This window comes from Desulfococcus sp. (assembly GCF_041737845.1).
Lineage (GTDB): Bacteria > Desulfobacterota > Desulfobacteria > Desulfobacterales > Desulfococcaceae > Desulfococcus.
Window position 1 is genome coordinate 1 of the sequence record NZ_JBGSQX010000160.1, and the last position, 25,170, is coordinate 25,170.

Annotated in this window: 23 protein-coding genes and 1 tRNA gene; 14 read left to right on the forward strand and 10 right to left on the reverse strand. The window is 58.1% G+C overall.

Annotated features, from left to right (window positions below; all coding sequences use genetic code 11):
* A partial coding sequence (locus ACEW8N_RS19925) for an NAD(P)-dependent oxidoreductase (protein ID WP_373501620.1) occupies nt 1-370 on the reverse strand: 370 nt, incomplete at its 3' end.
* 457 nt (nt 371-827) lie between these two features.
* Here ACEW8N_RS19925 and serA point away from each other — a divergent pair.
* From serA to ACEW8N_RS19980, 11 genes are all read left to right on the forward strand, one after another.
* Nucleotides 828-2,423 carry a phosphoglycerate dehydrogenase gene (gene serA / locus ACEW8N_RS19930; protein WP_373501621.1) on the forward strand — a complete coding sequence of 532 codons (1,596 nt, stop codon included), beginning with the start codon at nt 828-830 and terminating at the stop codon, nt 2,421-2,423.
* Between the two features lie 90 nt (nt 2,424-2,513).
* Nucleotides 2,514-2,870, forward strand: a complete 357-nt coding sequence (locus ACEW8N_RS19935) for a DUF1844 domain-containing protein (protein ID WP_373501622.1) — start codon at nt 2,514-2,516, stop codon at nt 2,868-2,870.
* Nucleotides 2,871-2,916: 46 nt separating this feature from the next.
* Nucleotides 2,917-4,344, forward strand: coding sequence for a Do family serine endopeptidase (locus ACEW8N_RS19940; RefSeq protein WP_373501623.1), 1,428 nt, complete (start codon nt 2,917-2,919; stop codon nt 4,342-4,344).
* A gap of 20 nt (nt 4,345-4,364) precedes the next feature.
* Complete coding sequence (gene ispE / locus ACEW8N_RS19945) at nt 4,365-5,252, forward strand: 4-(cytidine 5'-diphospho)-2-C-methyl-D-erythritol kinase (RefSeq protein WP_373501624.1); 888 nt, start codon at nt 4,365-4,367, stop codon at nt 5,250-5,252.
* A 16-nt stretch (nt 5,253-5,268) separates the two neighbouring features.
* A tRNA-Gln gene (locus ACEW8N_RS19950) sits at nt 5,269-5,343 on the forward strand.
* A gap of 60 nt (nt 5,344-5,403) precedes the next feature.
* A complete protein-coding gene (locus ACEW8N_RS19955; RefSeq protein WP_373501625.1) occupies nt 5,404-6,345 on the forward strand; it encodes a ribose-phosphate diphosphokinase in 942 nt (313 codons plus the stop codon).
* 67 nt (nt 6,346-6,412) lie between these two features.
* Nucleotides 6,413-7,039, forward strand: coding sequence for a 50S ribosomal protein L25 (locus ACEW8N_RS19960; protein WP_373501626.1), 627 nt, complete (start codon nt 6,413-6,415; stop codon nt 7,037-7,039).
* A 5-nt stretch (nt 7,040-7,044) separates the two neighbouring features.
* Nucleotides 7,045-7,635: an aminoacyl-tRNA hydrolase gene (gene pth, locus ACEW8N_RS19965; protein ID WP_373501627.1), complete on the forward strand. Its 591-nt coding sequence runs from the start codon at nt 7,045-7,047 to the stop codon at nt 7,633-7,635.
* A 17-nt stretch (nt 7,636-7,652) separates the two neighbouring features.
* Nucleotides 7,653-9,665 carry a sodium-translocating pyrophosphatase gene (locus ACEW8N_RS19970; protein ID WP_373501628.1) on the forward strand — a complete coding sequence of 671 codons (2,013 nt, stop codon included), beginning with the start codon at nt 7,653-7,655 and terminating at the stop codon, nt 9,663-9,665.
* A 228-nt stretch (nt 9,666-9,893) separates the two neighbouring features.
* The gene (locus ACEW8N_RS19975; RefSeq protein ID WP_373501629.1) at nt 9,894-10,442 is read left to right on the forward strand and encodes a CarD family transcriptional regulator; all 549 of its coding nucleotides are present in this window, start codon (nt 9,894-9,896) and stop codon (nt 10,440-10,442) included.
* A gap of 17 nt (nt 10,443-10,459) precedes the next feature.
* Complete coding sequence (locus ACEW8N_RS19980; protein WP_373501712.1) at nt 10,460-11,431, forward strand: RluA family pseudouridine synthase; 972 nt, start codon at nt 10,460-10,462, stop codon at nt 11,429-11,431.
* Nucleotides 11,432-11,510: 79 nt separating this feature from the next.
* Here ACEW8N_RS19980 and ACEW8N_RS19985 read toward each other — a convergent pair whose 3' ends face one another.
* From ACEW8N_RS19985 to ACEW8N_RS20015, 7 genes are all read right to left on the reverse strand, one after another.
* The gene (locus ACEW8N_RS19985) at nt 11,511-13,586 is read right to left on the reverse strand and encodes an FAD-dependent oxidoreductase (protein WP_373501630.1); all 2,076 of its coding nucleotides are present in this window, start codon (nt 13,584-13,586) and stop codon (nt 11,511-11,513) included.
* 70 nt (nt 13,587-13,656) lie between these two features.
* Entirely contained in the window at nt 13,657-14,232 is a 576-nt protein-coding gene (rsxA, locus tag ACEW8N_RS19990) for an electron transport complex subunit RsxA (RefSeq protein WP_373501631.1), read from the reverse strand.
* Between the two features lie 10 nt (nt 14,233-14,242).
* On the reverse strand, nt 14,243-14,836 hold the full coding sequence (rsxE, locus tag ACEW8N_RS19995; RefSeq protein ID WP_373501632.1) for an electron transport complex subunit RsxE: 594 nt from the start codon (nt 14,834-14,836) through the stop codon (nt 14,243-14,245).
* 15 nt (nt 14,837-14,851) lie between these two features.
* Nucleotides 14,852-15,445, reverse strand: coding sequence for an RnfABCDGE type electron transport complex subunit G (gene rnfG, locus ACEW8N_RS20000; protein WP_373501633.1), 594 nt, complete (start codon nt 15,443-15,445; stop codon nt 14,852-14,854).
* Between the two features lie 2 nt (nt 15,446-15,447).
* Nucleotides 15,448-16,431, reverse strand: coding sequence for an RnfABCDGE type electron transport complex subunit D (locus ACEW8N_RS20005; RefSeq protein ID WP_373501634.1), 984 nt, complete (start codon nt 16,429-16,431; stop codon nt 15,448-15,450).
* Entirely contained in the window at nt 16,424-17,719 is a 1,296-nt protein-coding gene (locus tag ACEW8N_RS20010; RefSeq protein ID WP_373501635.1) for a 4Fe-4S dicluster domain-containing protein, read from the reverse strand. Before ACEW8N_RS20010 ends, ACEW8N_RS20005 begins: the two co-directional genes overlap by 8 nt.
* A gap of 69 nt (nt 17,720-17,788) precedes the next feature.
* Nucleotides 17,789-18,226, reverse strand: a complete 438-nt coding sequence (locus ACEW8N_RS20015; protein WP_373501636.1) for a cytochrome c3 family protein — start codon at nt 18,224-18,226, stop codon at nt 17,789-17,791.
* A gap of 238 nt (nt 18,227-18,464) precedes the next feature.
* Here ACEW8N_RS20015 and ACEW8N_RS20020 point away from each other — a divergent pair, with 238 nt between their 5' ends.
* The 3 genes from ACEW8N_RS20020 (at nt 18,465) to ACEW8N_RS20030 (ending at nt 21,930) form a co-directional block, all read left to right on the forward strand.
* Nucleotides 18,465-19,646 (forward strand): hypothetical protein, encoded by a 1,182-nt coding sequence (locus tag ACEW8N_RS20020; protein WP_373501637.1) that lies wholly within the window; start codon nt 18,465-18,467, stop codon nt 19,644-19,646.
* Between the two features lie 64 nt (nt 19,647-19,710).
* Nucleotides 19,711-20,592, forward strand: coding sequence for a hypothetical protein (locus ACEW8N_RS20025; RefSeq protein ID WP_373501638.1), 882 nt, complete (start codon nt 19,711-19,713; stop codon nt 20,590-20,592).
* Nucleotides 20,593-20,679: 87 nt separating this feature from the next.
* A complete protein-coding gene (locus tag ACEW8N_RS20030; protein WP_373501639.1) occupies nt 20,680-21,930 on the forward strand; it encodes a hypothetical protein in 1,251 nt (416 codons plus the stop codon).
* Nucleotides 21,931-22,021: 91 nt separating this feature from the next.
* Here ACEW8N_RS20030 and ACEW8N_RS20035 read toward each other — a convergent pair whose 3' ends face one another.
* Nucleotides 22,022-23,701 (reverse strand): radical SAM protein, encoded by a 1,680-nt coding sequence (locus tag ACEW8N_RS20035; protein WP_373501640.1) that lies wholly within the window; start codon nt 23,699-23,701, stop codon nt 22,022-22,024.
* 214 nt (nt 23,702-23,915) lie between these two features.
* The gene (ftsZ, locus tag ACEW8N_RS20040) at nt 23,916-25,169 is read right to left on the reverse strand and encodes a cell division protein FtsZ (protein WP_373501641.1); all 1,254 of its coding nucleotides are present in this window, start codon (nt 25,167-25,169) and stop codon (nt 23,916-23,918) included.
* Nucleotide 25,170: the final 1 nt, after the last annotated feature.

Sequence of the window (25,170 nt, forward strand, 5' to 3'; positions counted from 1 at the left end):
GGGCGCCGGCGCCCCTGGCCCCGGCCGCCCGGAAGATCTCCGCGGCCAGGCGGGGCCGGGTCGTGGTCATATCCACCAGGACCTTGCCGGCCGAGGCCCCCGCGAGAACGCCCGCATCCCCGAAATAGACCGACCGGACATCCTCGGGGGTGCCGACCATGGTGAATATCACATCTGCGGCCCTGGCAACCGCCGCCGGGGAATCGGCCCACGACGCCCCCCGGGCGATCATGGGCGCCGCCTTTTCACGGGTGCGGCTGTGGACCACGGCCTCAAATCCCCTGTCCATCAAGTGTTTACACATCCAGCCGCCCATCACGCCGGTTCCGATCCATCCGATCCGGGTCTTCCCTGCTTCCATAGGGTTCATGACGCCTCCGTTTTTCTCTCGTGGGTTCCAAAGAAATGGCATCCGATGTTGTTTCTCTCCCATATACCTGAAACGTTTTGATATTTAAATTGTTATTTTCCTGAACCGCCCGAATCCGCCGGTTTTGAAGGATTCCATCTTTGTGCTTGACAAAACGCCCGGGATTTATATTCTCCTGTCTTCTGACGGTCCCGTAAAATCGGACAAGAAATCCATATTCGGAGGTTATCGGGCAGTGCCGTTCTGTTCACATGGAATGGTTGATGGATTTGCAAAAAGTCGATTTTCAGACGGTTTTTTAAAAAGGCCGAGATACGGCTTGCGAATCCCGAGGAATGAGGCGTACGCAGGGTACGCCGCAGTGACGAGGGAGGAAGCGTAACGCAGATATCGGCCTTTTTGCGAAACCGTCAATGGTTGATATTCTGGTCATATTTGGAGCGAAGGGGAAAAAGGAATGAAAGTACTGGTAAGCGACAACCTGGGTGAGGTTGGGGTTCAGATGTTTCGGGAGGCGGACGGCATTGATGTCGACGTCAAAACAGGCCTTTCGCCGGAAGCGCTCAAGGCCGTCATCGGAGACTATGAAGCCCTGGTCATCCGCAGCGCGACGAAAGTAACCGAAGAACTGCTGGAAGCGGGCCGTCGGCTGAAGGTTGTCGGAAGGGCCGGGATCGGTCTGGACAACGTCGATATCCCGGCGGCGACCAAACGGGGCATCGTGGTGATGAATACCCCGACCGGCAACGTCGTGACCACCGCGGAGCATGCCATCGCCATGATGCTTGCCCTCTCGCGAAACATTCCCCGCGGCACCGCCACCCTTAAAGCGGGCATCTGGGACAAAAAGAAGCTCCAGGGCCGGGAGATCTTCAACAAGGTCCTGGGCGTCGTCGGTTTCGGGAAAATCGGCTCCATCGTTGCCGACCGGGCCAGGGGCCTCAAGATGCAGGTCATCGTCCACGACCCCTTCGTCACGCCCGAACGGATCAAAAAAGACGGCTTCGAGCCGGTTTCCATGGATGAACTCTACCGGAGGTCCGATTACATCACCATTCATGTGCCGAAGCTCAAGGACACCGTCGGGTTCATCAACAAAGGCGCCTTCGATAAAATGAAAGACGGCGTGATGATCGTCAACTGCGCCCGCGGCGGCATCGTCAACGAGGCCGATCTTCACGACGCCATGAAGTGCGGGAAGGTTTCAGGCGCCGCCCTGGACGTTTTTGAAACGGAACCCCCTGAAAACTCGCCCCTCTTCGAATTGGACAACTTCATCTGCACCCCGCACCTGGGGGCGTCGACCAAGGAGGCCCAGACCAATGTCGCCGTCGCTGTGGCGCAGCAGATCATCGATTACCTCAGCACCGGCACCATCGTGAACGCTGTCAACGTCCCCTCGGTCACCGGCGAACTGCTTGCAAAGCTGCGCCCCCTTCTGGCGCTGGGAGACCGCATGGGGTGCCTCATGTCCCAGCTCATCTGCGGCCCCGTCAAGTCCGTCACCATCGAGTACATGGGAGACTTCCAGGGGCTCGACCTGTCGCCGGTCTCCACCGCCATCATCAAAGGGCTCCTCGCGCCGATGATCAAAGATATGGTCAATTCGGTCAACGCGCCCATCATCGCCAAGGACCGCGGCATCAAGGTCTCTGAAACCAACAGCGCCGACGCCGAGGATTACATCAATCTGATCCGGCTCACGACGGAGACGACGGAGATGAGCATGTCCCTCGCCGGGACCGTCTTCGGCAAAAACGATCCGCGCATTGTCAGGATCAACAATTTCCGCCTGGAAATGACGCCTCACGGTCATTCCGCCATCATTCACAATCTCGACAAGCCGGGCGCCATCGGCAGCATCGGGATGACCCTCGGCAAGAACAACATTAACATCGGGCGCATGCAGGTCGGACAGGAGCAGGTCGGCGAAGGCGAGGACGGCGACCGAAACATCATCTTCCTCGAAACCGACACGCCGATTCCCCCCGCAGTGGTTGAGGAGCTTCGAAGCCTGGCCCTGGTGAAAATCGTCATCCCCCTGGAACTGTAACCCGATGATCCTGCTCCGGGCGGTATTCCAGAGATGGCGCGCCGCCCGGACCGCGATCCCAACCGCATGTCAACCATGAAGGAGGTCGAAATGGCTGAGGAAAAAGACAAGACGGCTGAAGCACCGTCTTCCGAACGGAAATCCGATGCCCAGATGGCCAGGGAATACGAAGCCGCCAGACTGGAACAGGGAACGATTCCTTTTCCGAAGATTGATTTCTCCATGTTCCTCTTCTCTCTCAATTCCTCGGTTCTTGTCCACATGGGGGTGCTGGATGATCCGGCGGCCGGCAAGAAAAGCAAAAACCTGACGGCGGCGAAGCAGACCATCGACATCCTGGGGATGCTCGAAGAGAAAACCCGCGGAAACCTGACCGACCAGGAACGGGATATGCTGAGGCACATCCTCTACGACTTGCGGATGATCTACGTCCGGGAAGCGGGATGAATCGGCCCACCTGCCCGTCATCATCATTACGACAGGATCGCTCGACATGAAGATCAAATCCCTCCCATGGCTTCTGCTGCTCATCGCATGGACGGCGGTCCTGCCGGCCCGGGGCGCAGGGGATGAGGCCCCGCCCGCCAGGGTTCGGAACCCGCTTGAAAGCTTCAGCGACATTGCCAGATCCATCGGGCCTTCGATTGTCAATATCCGGGCGGAAAACATCACCGGAAGCGACGGCGGGACTCAGCCCAGCACGGGCCCGCAGCATTTCGAGGAAGAAGACCCGCTGGATACCTTCGAAAAATATTTCGGAGAAGATCCCCGTAAAGCCTTCAAGCAGCAAAGCCTTGGGTCTGGTTTCGTCATTGATGAAAAAGGCTATATCGTGACCAACAATCACGTCATCGAAACGGCCGCTGAAATCCAGGTCCGCCTGAGCGACGGCAAGGAATACGGCGCCGAGATCGTCGGGCGGGATCCCAACACGGACCTGGCCCTGATCCGGGTATCCTCCCCCACAGGGCTTCCCGCAGTGGAGTTCGGCGACTCCGACCTTCTTGAGGTCGGACAGTGGGTCGTGGCCATCGGAAACCCCTTCGGTCTGGAGCATACGGTGACCGCGGGCATCGTCAGCGCCAAAGGCCGCGTCATCGGATCGGGTCCCTACGACGATTTCATCCAGACGGATGCCTCCATCAATCCGGGAAACAGCGGCGGGCCCCTGATCAACCTGGACGGCAAGGTCGTCGGCATCAACACCGCCATCATCTCCAATGCCCAGGGCATCGGCTTTGCCGTTCCCATCAATCTGGCCAAGGGGATTATCGATCAGCTCAAACAGAGCGGGGAAGTCACCCGGGGCTGGCTGGGCGTGGCCATCCAGGACATCACCCCGGAAATGGCGGATTATCAAGGCATCCAGGGCAAGACCGGCGTCCTCGTGACGGAAGTCTTCGAAGGGGACCCCGCCGCGCTGAGCGGCATCCGCGCCAGGGATGTGATCCTCTCCGTCAACGGCATCCCCGTGGCGACCACCCGTGACCTGACCCGCACCATCGCAGGCATCCAGGTGGGAAACACCGCACGCATCGAGGCGGTGAGAGACCGCGAAACCCGGGCCTTCGAGGTGACCATCGCCAAACGAGACGAGACGGCCATAGCCGCGAGATCCGGCGGAGAGGGTCGAACGGAAGATGGTCTTGGCATTCAGGTGACCGCTCTGACCCCCGAAATCGCCCTTCGGCTCAACATGGCCGCCGAGGGCGGCGTCATCATCACGGATATCGCCGCGGAGAGCAAGGCCGAGGATGCCGGTTTCCAGGCCGGGGATGTGGTCAAAGAGATCAATCATGATGCCGTCGCAACGGTCAGGGACTATCACGATCGGGTTGCCGGGGCTGCCGCCGGCGAAACGCTTCAGTTCTTCATCCGCAGGTCCGGTCAGGGCTTCATCGTCATCAAAATAACCAAATAGGTGGCCGACAGGCCGATGCCATGAAAAACCGCCTGCAACATGATGCCGCAATGCTCCGGGTGCAGTCGCCTGCCAAGATCAACCTGTTTCTTCACGTCACGGCAAAGCGTCCAGACGGGTATCACGATCTTTACAGCCTGATGTGCCCAATAACGCTTTCCGACACCTTGACACTGACCTTTGGACATCAGGGCGTCGGGCTGACGTGCGACCACCCCGGGGTTCCGTCGGATGAGCGCAACCTGGCATGGCGGGCGGCGGCCCTTTTCCTCGACCGGATGCCCTCCGGAGAGGGCGTCCACATCCTGCTCGAAAAACGGATCCCGGTGTCGGCCGGTCTTGGCGGCGGCAGCAGCAATGCCGCAGCCGTGCTGACCGCGCTGAACCGAAGGTCCGGATGCCCGTTTTCTTTGAAAATACTGATGGAGATGGGGCGGTCTCTGGGCGCCGATGTACCCTTTTTTCTCCTCAATCGGCCGGCCATCGCGGAGGGCATCGGAGACCGACTGACGGCTTATGACCGACTCGATCGGTTTTTTCTTGTATTGTTGGGGTTTTCCTTCGGCGTGTCGACTGCGAATGTCTACAAAAACCTCAATTTGGGATTGACAAAATGTAAAAAAGCCAATACAAGTTTTCCCCTTGAGAAAGGGCAAGATTTTGACATTTTGCAATATCTGTGCAACGATCTCGAAACGGTAACGATCCATGAATTCCCGGAAATTGATGCGGCAAAGGCCGCCCTCATGAAGCATGGATCGGCCGGGGCATTGATGTCTGGCAGCGGACCGACGGTTTTCGGGCTTTTCCACACGGCCGAAAAGAGAGACCATGCGCTGGCATCGCTTTCAGCCATGGGGAACTGGCGGGCCTATTCCGCAGAGTTGATGGTTCGGCCCATCGAATAGCCCGGCGTGGTAATCTTGGGGCGTCGTCAAGCGGTAAGACACAGGATTTTGGTTCCTGCATTCGGAGGTTCGAATCCTCCCGCCCCAGCCAATCTTCATCGCAGCGCCGAAAACAGGCACATTAGACAGAGGGATACGGAACTGACCTGATATGAACGAGATTACAATATTCTCAGGAAACTCGAACCCTGAACTCGCCACGCGGATATGCGATTACCTCCATCTGCCCCTGGGCGGCGCCAAGGTCAAAACCTTCAGTGACGGCGAGATCCAGATCGAAATCAATGAGAATATTCGCGCAAGGGATGTTTTTGTCATCCAATCGACCTGCTCCCCGGTCAACGACAACCTGGTGGAGCTTCTCCTGATGATCGATGCCTGCAAACGATCATCGACCAAGCGGATCACAGCGGTCATTCCCTACTACGGCTATGGCCGGCAGGATAAAAAGGTCGCTCCCCGGGTGCCCATCAGCGCAAGGCTGGTCGCCGATATGATCACGCTGGCGGGCGCCGACAGGGTCATCACCATGGACCTTCACGCAGGGCAGATTCAAGGGTTCTTCAACATTCCTGTCGACAACCTGTTTGCCACCCCGGTCCTGATAGACCACATGCGGGCCAACTTCGACCTTGAGAAGGTCATCATCGTGTCGCCGGACGCCGGCGGCGTCGAGAGGGCAAGGGCGTTTGCCAAGCGCCTGGACGCGGGCCTGGCCATCATCGACAAGCGGCGTGAAGCGCCCAATGAAGCCAGGGCCATGGCGGTCATCGGCAACGTCAAGGACAAGATCGCCATCGTCCTCGACGACATGGCGGACACGGCCGGAACACTGACCGAAGCAGCCGGGGCGTTGATGAAAAGCGGCGCCGAAGAGGTCTACGCCTGCTGTACGCATCCGGTATTGTCGGGGCCTGCAATCGAACGGATTCGGAATTCAGCTATCAAAAAGTTTGTCGTAACCGACACCATTCCGCTCCGGGAGGAGGCAAAGGCGTGTGACAAGATCACCGCGCTCACCATCGCGGCGCTGTTCGGGGAGGCAATTATTCGAAGCCATCAAGGTGATTCCGTGACATCACTGTTTGTGTAGAAAATTCTTTTATCCAGATCACAACCGGTCAAAGATACCGGTTCATCATTCATAAGGAGGCTTTTTTTTGGAACTCATTGAACTGAAAGCGAACGTTAGAACAGAAAGAAAGAAGGGGCCGTCCCGCCGCCTTCGTGCTGACGGCAGGATACCGGCCGTACTCTACGGTCCCGGCGCCGAAACCATTGCGCTCTCCATCGATACCACAGAGCTGGATAAGGCAATCAAAAGCAGAACCGGCAGCCAGGCCTTCTTCAACATGACGATCGAAGGCGGCGATATCAGCACCAAAACCGCCATGATCAAACACCTCCAGATTCATCCGGTGACGCGTCACATGATCCATGCCGATTTTTATGAAATTGCCATGGATCGGAAGATCCGAGCCATGGCGCCTGTTACGGTTACGGGAAAATGCATCGGTGTAGAAAACGGCGGCATGCTTCAGATCATCCGCCGGGAGCTTGAAGTCCTCTGCTTCCCCAACCAGATGCCCGAGGAAATCGAGATCGACATCACCGAACTCGACATGGGAGACTCGGTCCACATCCAGGACATCGTCACGGAGGAAGGCATCGAATTTCCCCATGACGCGAACTTTACGGTCCTCACCATTCTGAGCGGCCGACCCGAAGAGGCAGGAGAAGGCGCCGGGGCCGAAGAGGCGGCCGGCGGATCCGAAGCCGGTGAATAAGGTCATTGGAACCGCCGAAACATCTGATCGTTGGACTCGGAAATCCGGGAGCGGCGTATGAAACCACCCGGCATAACCTCGGATTTATGGTGATAGATGACATCGCGGATGTTTATTCCGTCTCCGTCACAGAAAAGCAGCGCGATCTATGGGTGGGTTGCGGACGCATCCAGCATTGCAAGACCGTTCTGGCAAAACCGATGGCTTTTATGAACCGGAGCGGACCTCCGGTTCTTTTGCTTTTGGATAAATTAGGGCTGAAACTCGAGGAGATGCTGGTCGTCCACGACGACATCGACCTTGCGTTCGGCAGGATTAAAATCAAAGAGAAAGGAGGTCATGGGGGACATCGAGGTATCACATCTCTGATGGATGCCCTTGGAAGCGGTGATTTCCCGCGGCTTCGCATGGGCATCGGGCGTCCTGATCCCGACATGGATGTTTCCGATCATGTTTTGGGAAGATTCACATCGGAGGAAACGGCACAATTGGGCCGGATCATCCAAATGGGTCGGGAGGCCGCCGTTACGGTCCTTTGCAAGGGCACGAAGGAAGGTATGAACAGGTTCAACCGCAAAACTCAAAACCTAACTTAAGTTTGGATGGAGGTAAAATGGAATTTGTATTGAATAATGTGGCGTTGACAGGCACGCTCGTCGGAGCCGTCGGAATCCTTTTCGCCATTATCTTGGCCGGAATCGTCAAAAGCGCACCCGCTGGAAACGAAAAGATGCAGGAGATCGCCAGCGCCATTCAGGAAGGCGCGATTGCGTACCTCAACCGCCAGATGAAAAGCATGGGCATCGCCGGTATCATTATTTTCGGCGTTATCTTCGCCACCATGGGCGCCAAAACCGCCATCGGTTTTCTCGTCGGTGCGCTTGCCTCCTTCTGCGCCGGCTACATCGGAATGAGGGTATCCGTTCTGGCCAACGTCAGAACCGCCGAAGCAGCCAAGAAAGGGCTCTCCGCCGGTCTGTCCATGGCCTTCAGGGGCGGCTCCGTTACCGGTATGATCGTTGCCGGTCTCGCGCTGACATCCGTCTCCGGTTACTATTACTTCACCCATGACGTCATCGCCCTGGTCGCCCTGGGCTTCGGCGGCAGCCTCATCTCCATCTTCGCCCGTCTCGGCGGCGGTATCTTCACCAAAGGCGCCGACGTCGGCGCTGATCTGGTGGGCAAGGTTGAAGCCGGGATCCCCGAGGACGACCCGAGAAACCCCGCCACCATCGCCGACAACGTCGGTGACAACGTCGGCGACTGTGCCGGCATGGCGGCCGACCTTTTCGAGACCTACGCTGTAACCGCGGTTGCCGCGATGCTCATCGGCCACCTGCTGTACCCGAAAATCCCCATGGCTACTGAATTTCCGCTGGTCCTGGGCGCCATCTCCATCATCGCCTCCATGATCGCAATCTTCTTCGTCCGCCTGGGAAGCAGCCAATACATCATGGGCGCGCTGTACAAAGGGATGTTCGGGTCCGCCATTATCGCAGCCGTCGCATTCTACTTCGTATGCATGAAATTCATGGCTAACATTCCCGAAATCAGTGCCATGAACATTTACTACTGCACGCTTATCGGTCTGGCTCTGACGGTTGTCATCGTCATCATCACCGAGTATTACACCGGCATCTACGGTCCGGTGAAAGGCATTGCCGAGGCCTCCACCACGGGTCACGGCACCAACATCATCTCCGGTCTCGCCGTCTCCATGCAGGCCACGGCAGCCCCGGTTCTGACCATCTGCCTGGCCATCTACCTGGCCCATCAGTTCGGCGGACTGTACGGCATCGCCATGGCCGCCATGTCCATGCTCTCCATGACGGGTATGGTCATCGCCATTGATGCTTACGGCCCCATCACCGACAACGCCGGCGGCATTGCCGAAATGGCCGGTATGGATGACAGCGTCCGTGCCGTCACCGACCCGCTGGATGCCGTCGGAAATACCACCAAGGCCGTCACCAAAGGCTACGCCATCGGCTCCGCCGGTCTGGCCGCCCTGGTTCTGTTCGCCGCCTACGTCATGGAATTCCAGATGAAGGGTGGCGAAGAAAGCGCCATCAAGTTCGACCTGTCCGACGTCAACGTCATCATCGGCCTGTTCATCGGCGGCCTCCTGCCCTACCTGTTCGCATCCATCGCTATGAAGGCGGTCGGCAACGCCGGCGGCGCGGTTGTGGATGAAGTCCGCCGTCAGTTCAGGGAAATTCCGGGCATCATGGAAGGCACCGCGAAACCCGATTACGGCGCTTGCGTCGACATCGTCACCAAGTTCGCCCTGAAAGAGATGGTGGTTCCCGCGCTTCTGCCGGTTGTCGCTCCTCTTCTGGTCGGCTTCATCCTTGGCAAGGTCGCCCTGGGCGGTCTCCTGATCGGCTCCATCGTTACCGGCGTGTTCGTGGCCCTGTCCATGACCACCGGCGGTGCCGCATGGGACAATGCCAAGAAATACATTGAAGAAGGCCACCTGGGCGGCAAGGGCTCCGACGCCCACAAGGCTGCCGTCACCGGCGACACCGTCGGCGATCCATATAAGGATACCGCCGGACCGGCCGTCAACCCGATGATCAAGATCCTGAACGTTGTCGCGCTGCTGATGGTTCCGTTCCTGATGTAAGTTCGATACGAAGGACGTTTCAGGTCCGTTTCAGGCGTTTCATGAAAGAGGATTGGCGCGGAGATTGCGCGCCAATCCTTTTTTATTTGCTTGTTTGATACATGTATGATAAAAAACACAATCGTTGTTTGATGTCATAATACCCTCCGTCTCGGCAACCCTCCGCACATCCATCCTTCCTGCCGGTTCACGAGGTGTATTTTTTTTAAACAATACAATGGTGGTGGAATGAACGATAAAAAGGCTAAAGCATTAGCCGAATGCAATCCGGCAGTAATCAAGAAGATTCGGCGTTTTCATGTCGGTGATCTTGCGGTTTATCCGGCTCACGGGGTGGGCCGCATCGAATCCATTGAAAGCAAGGTCGTGGGGGGAGAAACGCACGACTTTTACATCATGAAGGTGCTCGAAAATGCGATGGTGATCATGATCCCGACCTGGAACGTCGAATCGGTGGGACTGCGTGATGTCATCAGCAAAAGCGAAATCCCTAAAATCTACAGTGTGATGGCGGACAGGCAGGAAAATCCGCTGGACAATCAGACCTGGAATCGGCGCTACCGGGAGTACATGGAAAAAATCAAGACGGGGTCCTTGTACGAGGTCGCCGAGGTGTACCGCGACCTCTTCATCCTGAAAATGTCTAAGGATCTCTCCTTTGGTGAACGCAAGCTTTACGACACCGCCCAGGTTCTCCTGGTCAAGGAACTCTCCACAGCCAAAGAAACCGACGAACAGACAATCCTCACTGAAATCGAATCCCTGTTTGCTTGCTGAACCAATTTTTCCCCTTGATGACTGAAATAGCCGATGCGTTCACCTTCATCGCTGACGAGGCGGCCGGGGGCCAGAGGATTGACGCATTTCTGGCCAAGGTGATGCCGGGGATTTCACGCGCCTATATTGCATCACTCATCCATGCGGGCCAGGTCAGCGTATGCCAAAAAAAAATCAAGCCGGGATATCGCATCCGGCCGGGCGATGAGATTTCCGGACAGATACCCGCTCCCCGGCCTGGGGATTGCCTTCCCGAGCAGATTCCTCTCGATATTATCTTTCAGGACAAGGATCTCCTCGTTTTGAACAAGCCGGCCGGCATGGTGGTTCACCCGGCCCCGGGCCATCCGTCCGGAACACTCGTCAATGCCCTGCTCCACCATTGCCCCGACCTGGTCGGCATTTCCGGAGAGATCCGCCCCGGCATCGTGCATCGCCTGGACAAGGACACCACCGGCATCCTGGTTGCCGCAAAAAACGCCGAAGCCCAGGCGGGCCTGGCCGAGCAGTTCAAATTGCGCCGCATCCAGAAGAAGTATCTTGCCGTTGTCCATGGACATATGGAAACTTCCCGCGGGAGCATCGTGATGCCCATCGGCAGGCATCCCGTGGATCGGATAAAAATGTCCACCATCGCGAAATCCGGAAGAAACGCCGAAACCCGCTGGGTTCTCCTGGAGCCCCTCCCTCAGGCATCCCTTGTGGAGGTTGACCTCCTGACCGGACGAACCCATCAGATCCGCGTTCATTTTGCCGCCATTCGTCACGCCGTCGTCGGGGATCCGCTTTACGGCCCGAGGCATGGCGCTTTCGGGTCTTCCGAGGTTTTCAGGACCCTCCTCCGGAGCATCACCAGGCAGATGCTCCACGCCTGGCAGATTCGGTTCATGCATCCCACAAGCGGCGCAGAGATGTGCTTTACGGCACCCGTGCCCTGTGACATGGATCAGTTCATCATCGCCCTCAGAACGGTAAATCCCGGCGCATAATCATCCAAAGGAAAGAGGCCGCAGCCCCTTCATCGGACTGCGGCCTCATCGGCGTCAAGGAATACGACAGGCTCCGAACTTATGCGGCCTTCTTTTGCGTGTCTTTGTTGTAGCAGAGCCGGCAGCAGTTCAGGCAGCGGGATGCCTCCTTCAGAGCGCTTTCCTCGGGCAGCACCAGATCGACCTCCTCAAAGGTCTTGATTCTCGATGCCACCGGCAATTCCGGCATCTTGGCCCTTGGGCTGGGAACAATGCCATCCACATGCTCGAAAAGCGATTCTGGGATGTGCTTCTTGAAGAGAACGTTTTCAGGTGCCTGGACGGGTTCGCCCATCAGATACTGATGAATGGATCTTGCCGCCCGCCTGCCGCCGCCGATGGCCTCTACGACAAGGGATGCCCCCGTTGCAGAATCCCCGCCCGTAAAGATTTTGGGGATGCTGCACTGGAGGGTGATGGGGTCGTTGTCGAGGGTGTTCCACCGGGTGATGATCAGGTCTTCGAGGGACCTGGCCCCGTCCCGGAACGACACGTCCGGACGCTGGCCGATGGCGCTGATGATCATATCCGCCTCGATCAGGGTCTCTGAATCCGCGACAGGCACCGGCCGTCGCCTTCCGCTGGCATCCGGGGCGCCCAGTTCCATCTTGAGGTACTCCAGGTGGGTGGCGCGCCCGTCTTCATCGCTCACCACGCGGGTGGGGGCCGCCAGGAAGTGGAAATTGACCCCTTCGTGTTCGGCGGCTTCGATTTCCACGATGTTGGCGGGCATCTCCTTCCGGGTCCGCCTGTAGAGAAGAGTGACCTCATCCGCGCCGAGGCGGACCAGCGTGCGAACACAGTCGATGGCGGTGTTGCCGCCGCCGACAACTACGCATTTTTTTCCGATGGCAATCTTTTCTCCGCCGGCAAAGCGCGAGAGAAAGTTGATTCCCGTAAATACGCCCTCGGCATCCTCGCCTTTGATGCCCAACGTGTAGTCGCTCCAGGCGCCGATCCCGAAGAATACCGCGTCGAAGTTTTCGTAGCTCAAAGTTCCCATGTTGAAGTCCCGGCCGAACCGGACGTCCGTCCGGGCTTCGATGCCGAGATCCAGGATGCCCTGGATTTCCCAGTCCAGCGTCTTTTTCGGCAGCCGGTACTCGGGGATGCCGTAGCGGATCATGCCGCCGAGATGGGGCATGGCCTCGAAAATGGTGACATCATGGCCGACCCGTTTCAGGAAGAAGGCGCAGCTCAGCCCGGCCGGCCCGCCGCCGATCACGGCGACCTTTTTGCCGGTGGAGGGCATAGCACTGATGGGAAAGCGCGTCCCGGAATTCATTTCAAAGTCCGCCACGAACCGCTTGAGCTGATTGATCGAGACGGGCTCGTCCTCGATGCCACGGCGGCAGTAATTCTCGCAGGGATGGGGGCAGACCCGCCCGCAGGCCAAAATCAGAGGGTTTCTCTCCCTCAGGGTTTTCACGGCGCCCTCGTAATCCCCTTTGGTGATGCATTCGATATAGGCGGGGATGTCGATCTCCGCCGGGCACGTCTGCTGGCAGGGAGCCAGGGCATCCTCGGTTTTGTTGATATCGAGAAGGCGCTGGGTCAGGGTGCGGACGGTGAGAATGCTCTTGGGGCAGGCCTTCTCGCAGGCGCCGCACCCTACACATTTGACCTCGTCCACGACCGGGTAGCCGTCGGGGCCCATATGGATCGCGTCGAATTTGCAGGAGCGGACGCAGTCGCCGTACCCGAGACACCCTACCCGGCACTCCCGTTTTCCGCCGTACATGGCCGAGATAGCGGCGCATGTCTGGACGCCCATATAGTGGAACTTATCATCCGCCCGGAATCCCCCGTCACAGGTATTGAGGGATTTCAGGGGCTCGGCCGTACCGGCATCCAGCCCCATCACGGCGGCGACCTTCGTCACCAGATCGGAGCTGGAGACGATACAGACATTGGGCGGCGCCTTCCCGGTAACAACGGCAACGGCCGCAGCAGAGCAGCCCGCGAAGCCGCAGCCGCCGCAGTTGGCTCCGGCCAGGTTGGCTTCGACCTCTCCGATCCGCGGATCTTCATAGACATAGAATATTTTTGACGCAAGGCTCAGCACCGTTCCGCATATTCCGCCGACAGCCAGCATCATCAAAATGGCTTCCGTCACGATAACCTCCCTCTCACTTGCAAGTTTCAGCGCATGCCGTTATGGCTCATTCCTCGACGGAAATCGGCTGTCAGACCATCCCCTTGAAGGCATAGAACGTCAGGGAAAGAATCCCCGCCGTCACCAGAGCGATGGAGGTATCCTGGAGAGGTTTCGGAACCCTTGCCAGCAGAATCCGTTCGCGCACGCCGGCAAAAAGGACCAGGGCCAGTCCGAAGCCTGCGGCGTAGGCGAAGGAGGCCACCAGGGCCTGCATGAAGGTATACTCCTCGTTGATGTTGATGAGGCACACGCCCATGACCGCGCAGTTGGTGGTGATCAGCGGGAGGAAGATCCCAAGGCCCGCATAGAGGGCGGGAATGCTCTTTTTCAGGAACATCTCGACGAACTGGACCAGGGATGCGATCACGAGGATGAAGGAGATGGTCCGGAGATATTCCAGACCGAATTTCTTGAGGATATAGGCATCGACCATCCACGTGAGGACTCCGGCCATCACGAGAACGAACACGACGGCCATGGCCATGCCCACCGCCGTCTCCATCTTCTTGGAGGTCCCGAGAAACGGACAGTTCCCGAGATACTGGGCCAACAGGATGTTGTTGACAAGGATGCAGCTGATGATCAGGACGATATAGTCACCCATCTATCTTCTCCTATTTTTTCCCGACAAGGTTCATGATACACAGCATCAGTCCAAGGCCGATAAACGCCCCGGGGGCCTCTACCATGAAGGAAAACGGCTCGTATGACGGGCCGAAGACATTGATGCCCAGCACCGTCCCGTGCCCCAGCAGCTCTCGAACCGCACCCAGGGCGCCCAAGGCCAGGGTAAACCCGATGCCCATCCCAAGGCCGTCCGCCATGGACGGCATCACCGGGTTCTTGGCCGCGAATGCCTCGGCGCGCCCGAGGACGATGCAGTTCACGACGATGAGGGGAATGAAGATGCCCAGCTTCAGGAACAGCGGATAGGTATAGGCCTGCATGAGCAGCTCGACGACGGTCACGAAGGTCGCGATCACGATGATGAAACAGGCGATGCGCACCTTGGAAGGGATGACCTTCCGCAGCATGGAGACCAGCACGTTGGAGCCGACGAGGACAAAGGTGGTAGCAAGCCCCATGCCGATGCCGTTTTCAACCGACTTGGTAACGGCCAGTGTCGGACAGAGGCCCAGCACCAGGCGGAACGGCGGTATCTCGGCCCACAACCCCTTGAAAAACTCTTGAGCGATAGACTTAGCCATCGGTATTCTCTCCCTTTATTTGTTGAAGGCTTTCATGTTTTCGTCGATTTGCGGTTTCAGGCGCCCGTAAACGGCGCCCACGTCCGTAGCCGCCGCGCACACTGCACGCGATGTGATGGTCGAGCCGCTGATGGCGTTGATACCGCCGCCGTCACCGGTTACCTTGATCGCCTCCTTGACCGACGCCCCTTTGAACTGGTCGGTAAAGGCCGGGTCTTCCTTCGCCTTCGCGCCCATGCCGGGAGTTTCCGAATGGGTCGTCACGCCGGCGCCCAGGATGGTCTCGGTTTCCAGGTCAATGCCCACCATGAGGCCGACATCGCCGCCGTACCCCTTGCCGAAACTTTCCAACGCAACGGCCTTCGCCTTGCCGTCGATGACCCCGACGAAGAAGCTCCGCTCCACTTCGCCGTCCTGGATCTTGAAGCGGTCGACAATGGGATCGTTCGAGACATCCTTGAAGATGCTCTTGATGGCCGGCCCTTTGACAAACGTCAACTGCTGAAGTTCGATCTTATCCTTTGTCGTGTCCCTCAGGGCGGCCAGCAGTCCGCCGGAAAAAGCCGCGAGAACCGTGAGGACGACAACCATTTTAATCATATCTCGCATGGTTACGCCACCTTTCCTAATGCCTTCGGCCTGATTTTATCCAAAAGCGGGTTGACGAGGTTGATCACCAGAATCGCGTAGATGACGCCGTCGGCATAGGCGCCGATATTCCGGATCAGGATGGTCATGGCGCCCCCGAGAGCCCCGTATATCAGCATCGGGATGAAGTTGACCGGCGACGAGGAATCCTCGGTGGCCAGGAAAAATGCGCCCAGAAGCGTGTACCCCGTGAGGAGGTGGATAACCGGAGAGGCATATCGGGTGGGATCTGCCGCATTGAACATGGCGGCGGTAAATACCACGCCGGCAATAAAAGAAACCGGAACCTCCCATCGAATGAACCCGCGGAGGATGAGGTAGACCCCGCCCAGGATGATGGCCAGGCCGAAAGTGGCGCCGATGCCGCCGACCTGCTTGCCCAACAGCAGATCCACGGGATTGTAGCCGCCTGCGATGTCTTTCAGATTGAACAGGTCCGTATGCATCCCCGCATGTTTGATGGCCGCCAGGGGATAGACCGAATTGAAGCCGAGACTATAACTGGCGACAGCGGCGTTGTAATCGAAATAAGACACCCAGGAAAGACTGACTATGGCAAAAGCGAGCACCGCCGGATTGAAGGGGTTGCTGCCGATGCCGCCGAAGATCTGCTTCCCGATGATGATCGCGAGGAAGGTCCCGGTGATCACGACCCACCAAGGCATGGTCGGGGGGAGCATCATAGCGAATACCAATCCGGTTAAGGCGGCGTTGCCGTCGGCGATGGTGTCCGCCTGCTTGGTGATTCGGGTGTAGGCCAGCTCCCACAGCATGGCGGAGGAGATGGAAAGGGCGATGATGCCCACGACCGGCATGCCGTAAAAATAGATGCTCATGAGCACCGCGGGCAGGGCGGCGAGCAGAATGTTGCAGCTTCGCTCGGAGATCGAACTGCCGTTGTGCCAGAACGGCGCATGGGATACGATGAATTTTTTCTGGTTAAACATCCGCGGCCTCCTCTGCATTGCGAATTCTGCCGAGTTCATATTTCGCGAGCCTGATATATTGGAAAATGGGTATCTTCGATACACAAACAAAGCTGCACAGTCCGCACTCGACGCAGGAGTAGAGATCATACATATCGGCGGCGTCTTCGTACTGCCTGGCTTCCAGGAACCGGATCAACATGTCCACGGGGATGTCGGCCGGACAGACTCGGATGCATTCGCCGCAGTTGATGCAGGGGGTGTCCGCCACCATGGGGACATCGGCGCCGTCCTGAACCATCAGGGCGTCGGTGTCGGGGCAGATGGGATGCTCCTCGGAGTAGATGGCGGCGCCGGTCATGGGCCCGCCCACGATGAGGCGATCCTTTTCCAGAAGAGTGACGTCAAATGCCTTGAAGATGCTGCCCACCGGCGTCCCGATCCGGGCGCTGACCATACACTTGCTCAGGTCTTTGTTGATGAAGGTGAGGGTCTTGGTGACGGGAAGCTTTCTTTCCTGAATCGCCTTGCCGATGGAGGCCACCGCCTCGGCGGTGACGAAGCATACGCCCAGGTCGTCGCAGGTCTTGTCGGCCGGCACGGGTTTGCCGATGATATCCTTCATGATCATCCGGGGAAGCGAGGAGGGGTATTGGGTGTCGATCACCCGAAGCTCGACTCCGGATGCGCCGCCGATGCCGCCGGCATCGGCCATGAGGCTCTGAGGAAGCGCGATGACGATCTTGTGGACGCCCGTCATTTTTTTCAGCCCGCTGATGCCCGCGTTCATGAAAGCGACATTCTCCTTGAGCGCATGCTGGTTGGTGGCCACCAGGAGATCTTTTTCTACCCCGCAGATAACGATGGTATCGATGCCGTGGTCGGGGCTGGAAAACAGATCCATCGCGGGCGCGCCGGGAACGCCGGCCAGATAGTCCTTTGCCGCCTCGACCCCCTCGTTGTTGAGAATGTCCCCGAAGGTTTCATCGAAATCATCCTTGCCTTCCGTCACAACGGAGACGGCGGTGTAGGATTGGCCATAGTCGCCCGCATAGGGTGCGATGGAAGTGACGCTTCCGGTTACGGAGCAGATGGCGTAGGCACCGCCATCCGGAAAGGGTGAAATTTTCTGACCGGTCTTGACCCGGTCTCCGATCTTCAATGAGAGCGCTGTTTTTCCGTCCAGAGGCCTGTTGATAAAGAACGTAGCCTTATCCGGCACCGGGATGCTCTCGGCTTCCACCGGCACATTACCGGCCGTCTCGTATTCAAACCGAGGCTTCTTCGCAAAAAATGATCTTTTTAGCATGCTCCAGCCCTTTTTTATGCTTTTTTGAGGTGAAAGGACACTGAATCCGATAATGGGAATATCACCGGCCTATAAGCCATGGCAGGCGGCACATTCTACGGGACCCGCACCCATCTCTTTATGACAGCCGATACATTGGGAATGAAAAGCATCTGTTTTCTTAGGCATCGATTCGAGCCCAACCTCGTCCTCCGCGTGACAGTCCAGGCAAGCTTTTGGAAGCGACCCATCCTTCGGGATAGCGTGGCAGGACGTGCATGAAGCCATGGCTGCACCTTCTTCGGGCTCCGGGGGATGATGGTGGCAGGCGGTACAGGCAAGATCATAGCCTGTAGCATGCGTGGCATGATCGAAAATCACGCTCCCCCCCACTCCCGTATACACGATCCGGAGCGGTTCGTCCGGCGCTTTTGCCGAAAACGCCGTATAGCTTAAAACACCCACGATCAGCAAAACAATCGCGATGCCGTAAGCCAGCTTCAATTCTTTGCTTGCATTTGAAGTCATCTTTGTCACTTCCTTTCAAATCGTTTCAAATCCATGGTTTATTTGGTGTGGGCGTCGTATTAAACCGGATATCGCCTAACACAGCAGGATAAAAGTTTCAAGATATTTTTTCGCTTCTTGAATTATGAAATAGCTGTAATAGCTTGTAAAATAAGGAGGATCATTGGCCGCATTCCTGTTGACGCAGGCGGATGTCTCGTGTATACCCAATACCAAAATCGAGGAGGTACAGCACTTCATGAATATCGCCCAAGAAAATGTAAATTCGGCTGACATCGACGGACCCGCCAGCGTCGACCGGAAGCTCGATACGATCATCCGGAAATATACGGAGATTTCCGAGACTGAAGCGACCGCAGCTGCACCCGAGAGCTACCGGCCCCCGCCCGCACCTTATCATCAGGACACCGAGGTGAGGTCCTCATCCTTCAAGGCGCAGAACCTGCAGCATGTCGTTGACGAGATCAAGGTCATCGAAGACGGCATCAAGCAGATCATCGCTTCGAAAACCAACAAGATCATCGAAGAGAAGATCCCGGTGGAGCGGGAACGCCCCGTGAAATACAATCTCATCGACAAGAGTCTGGTCGCCCTGGGTCTCAAGGGCCAGGAGATGGAGACCTACACCGACTATGAGATTGTCAGGAAAGAGATCCCCCGCACGGCGGACGAGGTCATGATCACCGAATTCAGGGGAATGATCGAAAAATATATCAACAGCCTCAAAGGCCTGAACGAAGGGCTTCGCTCGACCGTCGTCGAGGTGGACGGCATCGTGCGCAACCTGACCCAGGTCAACGATGCATTCACGGATCAGATCCACACGGACCGCCGGGCCTACAACGAACAGGTCAAACACAGCCGGGAGCTCGAGAGTCAGCTCAAGGAGTTGGTTCCCATCCACGACGCCATGTCTCTGATCGACGATCGGTACGCCGAGGTCGAGAAGGTGAGAGACCATATCGAGATGGCCCTGCGGGAAAGCCAGGGGATGGAGCTCAAATACAAGACCAACATCGATATGGGCGTCAAGTATCAGAATGCATTGAAAAGCTACCGGAAGCTCATCAACGACTTCAAGGAGAGAGGCGATCTCCATGTCAACATGGTCGACAAGTTCGCCGCCGGCGCCGAACACATGAAGGTCGCGGTTGAAAATGTCTCCCAGATCTGTTCCGGCGTGGCCCGGGTGACGCAGTCGATGGTGATGATCGTTGAAAGCATCGAGGACGGCAACAAGGTCCTGGGCCGCTACGCATCCCTCGTTGGAGATCAGATGACCGCAAGCCCCCAGTGGGAAATGGAGTACAACGCGCTGAAAGACGCGGAAACGGTCTACCGCCGGAACGACCAGCTCCGACTCGAACAGATCAAGGACAACCGGGAAGAAATCGAAAAATTGATCCATAAAAGCAGCTAGCACAGCGACGTGCGCATTTGTTTCCATCCTGCTGCGCCGGAAATACTGCTGCGTCGGGAATAATATGGAAGAGGTAACCCTTCAGGATATCGTCGATGCGTCCCAGGGCATCGACACGAAACGGTTTGTCGCCGGGGTGGATGACTTCATCAAGGCGGCGGCCCGATTGGATGCGGCTGCCGGCGGCATGTCGGATGAGCGCCGGGAGGCCGTCCGCAGGCGGCAGGAGGAATTCTACGATACCATTCTTGAAGAAGCCGGAAAGATCCTGACCCGGTCAACCCTCTCCGTCAGTTGCATCATCAACTTCCGGTTCCAGTTGAACGGCCGTGCCGGAAGGGCGGCTTCCCTGGATGACAGCACCCTGTATTACTTCAGAAAGATGAGAAAGCATCAGATCGAACTTCTGCTCGGTATCGGAAACGAGATATCGATGATTCGGGATACCCTCAAGCATTCCCGGAGGATGCAGGAGGTCTTTCAACAGAATGCGCCCCCCGTGGCCCAGGCCGCGCTGTTCATGACCGTCGTCCGAGAGCGGATCGAGGCCCGGCCCACGACCCTTCTCAGGGTAAACGGCTCCGGCCGGAAGATCGAACAGCTCAACCATACCTTCTCGGATATCCAATCCTACGAGGATTCCTATCACCGGAAAATCCGGCAGGAGGCCGAAGCCAATCCCATGAGCATCGCAATGGAGATATTCGCCGATCTGACCTCAGGCGCACTGCGCGATATGGAAGATCGGAGAAACCGCCTGAAAGTTGATATCAAGGAACTCGAAAAGGGCCGAAAGCTCATGATCCGGCTGGCGACAGACGGCTATTCACCGTTCATGAAAAAACACCTCGACCGCCTGGTTGCAAGTCACCTGGAGCGGTCCCGCGGATTTGCGGCGGCCGTCCGGGAGTGGCGGAAAAGCTATTATATCGAAGAACCGATCTGAAGACGGTTGTATGTTGAATCCCGATGCCCACGCAGCCCTGACACGTTTCGGGGCTGTTTTATTTTTTCGAAAAATCCTCCGGAGATCATGAAATCAGACAAGCAATATCAAAAAATCGAAGGCGAACTCGACCGCATCGTCCAGGCGGAACTGCACGACAGAATCGGCAGCAGGCTCCACCCGAAGAATCCTTCCGACATCGGCGAAATCTTTGAACACCGGAATCGGCAGATCGTCACCGCCCATCAGCAGGGCACCATCAGCGACATCCTGTATCCGATATTCATCAGCTATCTTCAGTCCAGGGATGGGGGGAGACTCCATCTTTCCCCCGAAAGCGTGAAGCCGGAAGCCTTTTCAGCCTACACCCCAAAAAAGGAACGGTTTGAGACCCTCTTCTCGGCGGCGATCATGGCCCTGCAGGACAGGGACCTGGCGGATATCGTCACCCGGATGCGGGCGATTTTTGACGAGCACCACCGCATACTGAAGGAGATCAACCGGCTGGCCGAAACCGTCCGGCACATTCGCAAGAAGGCGGCGAACACGGCGGAGGCGGCATCGGGCCGTGAAAATCATGCCGTCGGCCTCCTGACGGCGCAGGCACCCCTGAAAGCGGACCTCCGCGCCATTGAATCCCATTGCGTTGCATTTCGGGAGAACATCTACCTCAAGGCGGCCGCACAGCATCTTGAAACTGAACTGCAGGCAGCCGACAGGGTGATCGCCGAAACGGGACGAGAGGCGTCCAAATGCCTCTTCGACAACGCCGGCGCCGTTTTCCACGCCTATCGGTCGACGCCCGTCAGCCTTTCCAACACAGAGCAGTTCATGGCGCAAAAAGAGGAGCTGGCCCGATACGCCAAGATATTCGAGAGCATCGGCCTAGGGGATCGCAAGGAGCAGATCGACAGATATATCGCAACCATCGACGGCGCCCTTGAGAAACTGCGCCAGGAGATCGAGCGGCAAAAGGAGAACGAAGCCCGTCTGGCTGAAAAGCATCAGCAGGAGATCGGCGAGGCCTACGCGCGTTTTCTGGAAATAAAAGACCAGTTCGCCGGCGGTCTTCTCGCGGCGGAGAGCCAGCGGAAGAACGCCGCCGAGAAGCTGAAGCAATGCCGCGACACCCTCATCGCCAATGGCCAGCGCGTCATGGCCAGAGACATCGACCGCTTCCTCAACGCCACGGGAATCGGAAAACCCCCCGGGACCGCGGCGCCCCCTCGGCCGGCAGGGGCGGGAGAAGATACCTTCGATTATAAAAAGGGATTTCTCATCCTGCTGCCCGTCTCCGTGACACTGCTTTTTCTGTTGCTGCTGCTCCTGATTCTCTGAAGACGCGCATCCGGATTTCCAGCGCTTCCCAGGCACCGCGGCACGCCATGCCGCCATTCTTCCTCCGTCCTCTCTTTAATAAGGAAGACCTTCAGCCGCAGACCCCGCACATGGCGCAGCCGTCCGCCATCGGACACGGCGGAGAGGCCTTTCCGGCAAGGGCGCGGCGGTACTCGTCCGCCAGGAAGGACTTGGATATCCCGTGGTCGATAAAATCCCACGGCAGCATCTCGTCCGTCTCCCGGGCCCTCACCACGAAAAAATCAGCGTTGACGGGAGATGATTTCAGGGTCTTGGCCCAGTTTCCGCCGTTTTGATGAAGCGCCGCCAGGATTACCGACACACGGCGGTCGCCCCGCGACATCAGCGCCTGGAAATACGCATGCCGCGGAACATCATGGTGAAACCGGACGTTGGGCAGGCGCTTCAGGCCATCCTTCACCCGCCCGATCTTCTCCTTCAACAGGGCGATCTCGTCCATGGCCGCCCATTGAAACGGCGTCATGGGCTTGGGCACAAAAGAGTTGAGGCTGACCGTGATATCGCCGATCCGGCCCCGGGTGCGGCTCGATTCCAGAAATCGGTGTTTGATCCGTTTGCACAGCGTCACGATGGCCTCCACATCCGCCATATCCTCGGAGGGCAGCCCGACCATGAAATAGAGTTTGAGGTTGGGAATGCCTTCCGCGACCAGGGTCTCCGCCGCATTGAGCACCGCCGCCTCGTCGATGCCCTTGTTGATGACCTTTCTCATCCGCTCGGATCCGGCATCGGGGGCGATGGTGGCCGTCTTGACGCCGCTCTGGCGAAGGGTTTCCATGAGCTCCGGGGCAAGGGCGTCCGCCCGCAGCGAACTGAAGGAGATGCGGGTTTTTCCGCCATGGTAGTCTGCGCACAGCGATGTGATGCCCGGAAGGTCCGAAACCGCCGCCCCCACCAGGCCGATCTTGTCCGAAAGGGCCGCGCCGTCCGCCATGGATCGCCTCAGGTTTTCCACGGAATGGAATCGCGGCGGCCGGTAGATATACCCGGCGGCGCAGAAGCGGCACCCATGGGGGCAGCCCCGCCCCACCTCGATCAGATAGGTCCGGTCAAAGGTCGTATGGGGGGTGAGGACGGCGCTCGCGGCGGGGGGATCCGGGAGATTCTCCGCAACCGCCCGCTCGATGATCCGCGGCACCGCCGCCGCCGGCGAAAAGGATCTCAGGGTGCCGTCCTCCCGATACTGAACATCATAAAAGATGGGGACATAGACCCCTTTGACGTCCCTGGCCAGGGTTTTCAGCATCTCCCGCCGGTCGGCCTCCGGGTCGAACCGGGAAAAAAACGGATCAAGCAGCGCCTCCGCCTCACCGATGAGAAAACAATCGATAAATGCCGAAAGCGGCTCGGGATTCAACATGCACGCAACCCCGCCGGCCGCCACAAGGGGGTGATCGGCGGATCTCTCGCGGGTCATGAGGGGAAAGCCGGCCCCACCTATGATCTCCAGCACGTGGGGATAATCGCTCTCAAAGGAGATGGAAAAGGCGACCACGTCGAAATCCGCGAGGGGGCGGCGAGATTCGATGGATACGGGGGGCGGCGGTCCATCCGCGGGGTCCGGCAGAAAAACCCGCTCGCAGACCACCTGCGGCATAAGGTTGAGGCGCCGGTAGACCGTCTGAAACCCCAGATTGGACATCCCGACATGATAGGTGTTGGGATAGACCAGGCCTACGCGCAACCGGCCGCGCCAGCTTTTAAGGATGGCGCCGGTTTCGGAGGCCATGGCCGTATTTTTCGATTTTCTTGCCATGAGGGTGCGGATTTAACTCGCCATGGTCCGGCCATCGGGGGATGGTGATGGGGCCCGGACCGCCGTCCCGGAAATGCCGCTTGCCGGGTCCAGGCCGGTCATCGTCACAGTATCGGGATCCCGTAAAAAATGAAAACCAGGTTTGGCCTGAAAACCTGGTTTTCCAAATCCTGCCGGCTGTCTCGCGTCAGTCAGCTTTTCGTCTCAGGAAGGTGGGAATATCGAGATCTTCAATATCCATGTGCTTGTCTTCGAAGTCGGAGTACGACGTGTCCCGGTACCCGTCGTCGTCGGCCTTCTTTTTTCGCATGAAAGCAGGCTCTTCGTAATCGACGGCATGGGGATAGTCCATATGACCGCGCTCCTTCGCGGCGGGGCGATAGGGTTGACGCCTGAACTCCTCCTTTTTGACGGGCCGCGCAATGCTTCGGGCGCCCTGCACCGCTTTCGGGCTTCGCCGCCCTCTGCTCATGGCGCCCGAGTGGTCCCCGCCGATGCCCGTGGCGATCACGGTCACGCGCATCTCGTCGCCGAGGCTCTCATCGATGACCGTCCCCCAAATGATTTCGGCGTCTTCGCCGACTTCGCTGTAGATACGCTCGGAGGCTTCCGTCATCTCCTCCATGGTCAGGCTGCTGGTACCGGTGATGTTCATGAGGACGCCCTTGGCGCCTGCGATGGAGAGATCTTCCAGGAGGGGGTGGGAGATCGCCCTTTCGGCGGCTTCCACCGCACGGTTTTCGCCGGAGGCGATGCCGATCCCCATGATCGCGAGCCCCGCCTTTTCCATGGTCGTCTTGACATCTGCGAAATCGAGGTTGATCAGGCCCGGCATCAGGATCAGATCCGTGATGCCCTTGACGGAGTGCAGCAGGACCTCATCGGCTCTCCGGAACATTTCGATCATGGTGGCGTTTTTGGAGGCCAGCCCCCGCAGTCTGTCATTGGGGATGGTGATCACCGTATCCGCGACGTCCCGGATGATATCGAGCCCTTCCTCCGCCTGATGCATCCTCTTCCGGCCTTCAAATGAAAAGGGCTTGGACACCACCGCGACCGTCAGGGCGCCGAGCTCTTTGCAAATCTCAGCGATCACGGGCGCCGCGCCCGTTCCCGTGCCGCCGCCGAAGCCTGCGGTGATGAAGACCATGTGGCTGTCCTTGAGCGCATTCCGGATGGCTTCGGCGTTTTCCAGGGCGGCATCCCGGCCGATCTGCGGGTTGGCGCCGGCGCCCAGCCCTTCCGTGAGTTTATCGCCGATCTGAATCCTCATCGTCGCCTTGGAGAGATCCAGGGCCTGAAGATCGGTATTGGCCACGATGAAATTGACGCCGCGAAGGTCGGAATCGATCATGTTGTTGATCGCGTTGCCTCCCGCTCCCCCAACGCCAATCACCTTTATTCTTGCAGACTTCTCATCGTTTTCGGCATATTTGAACATC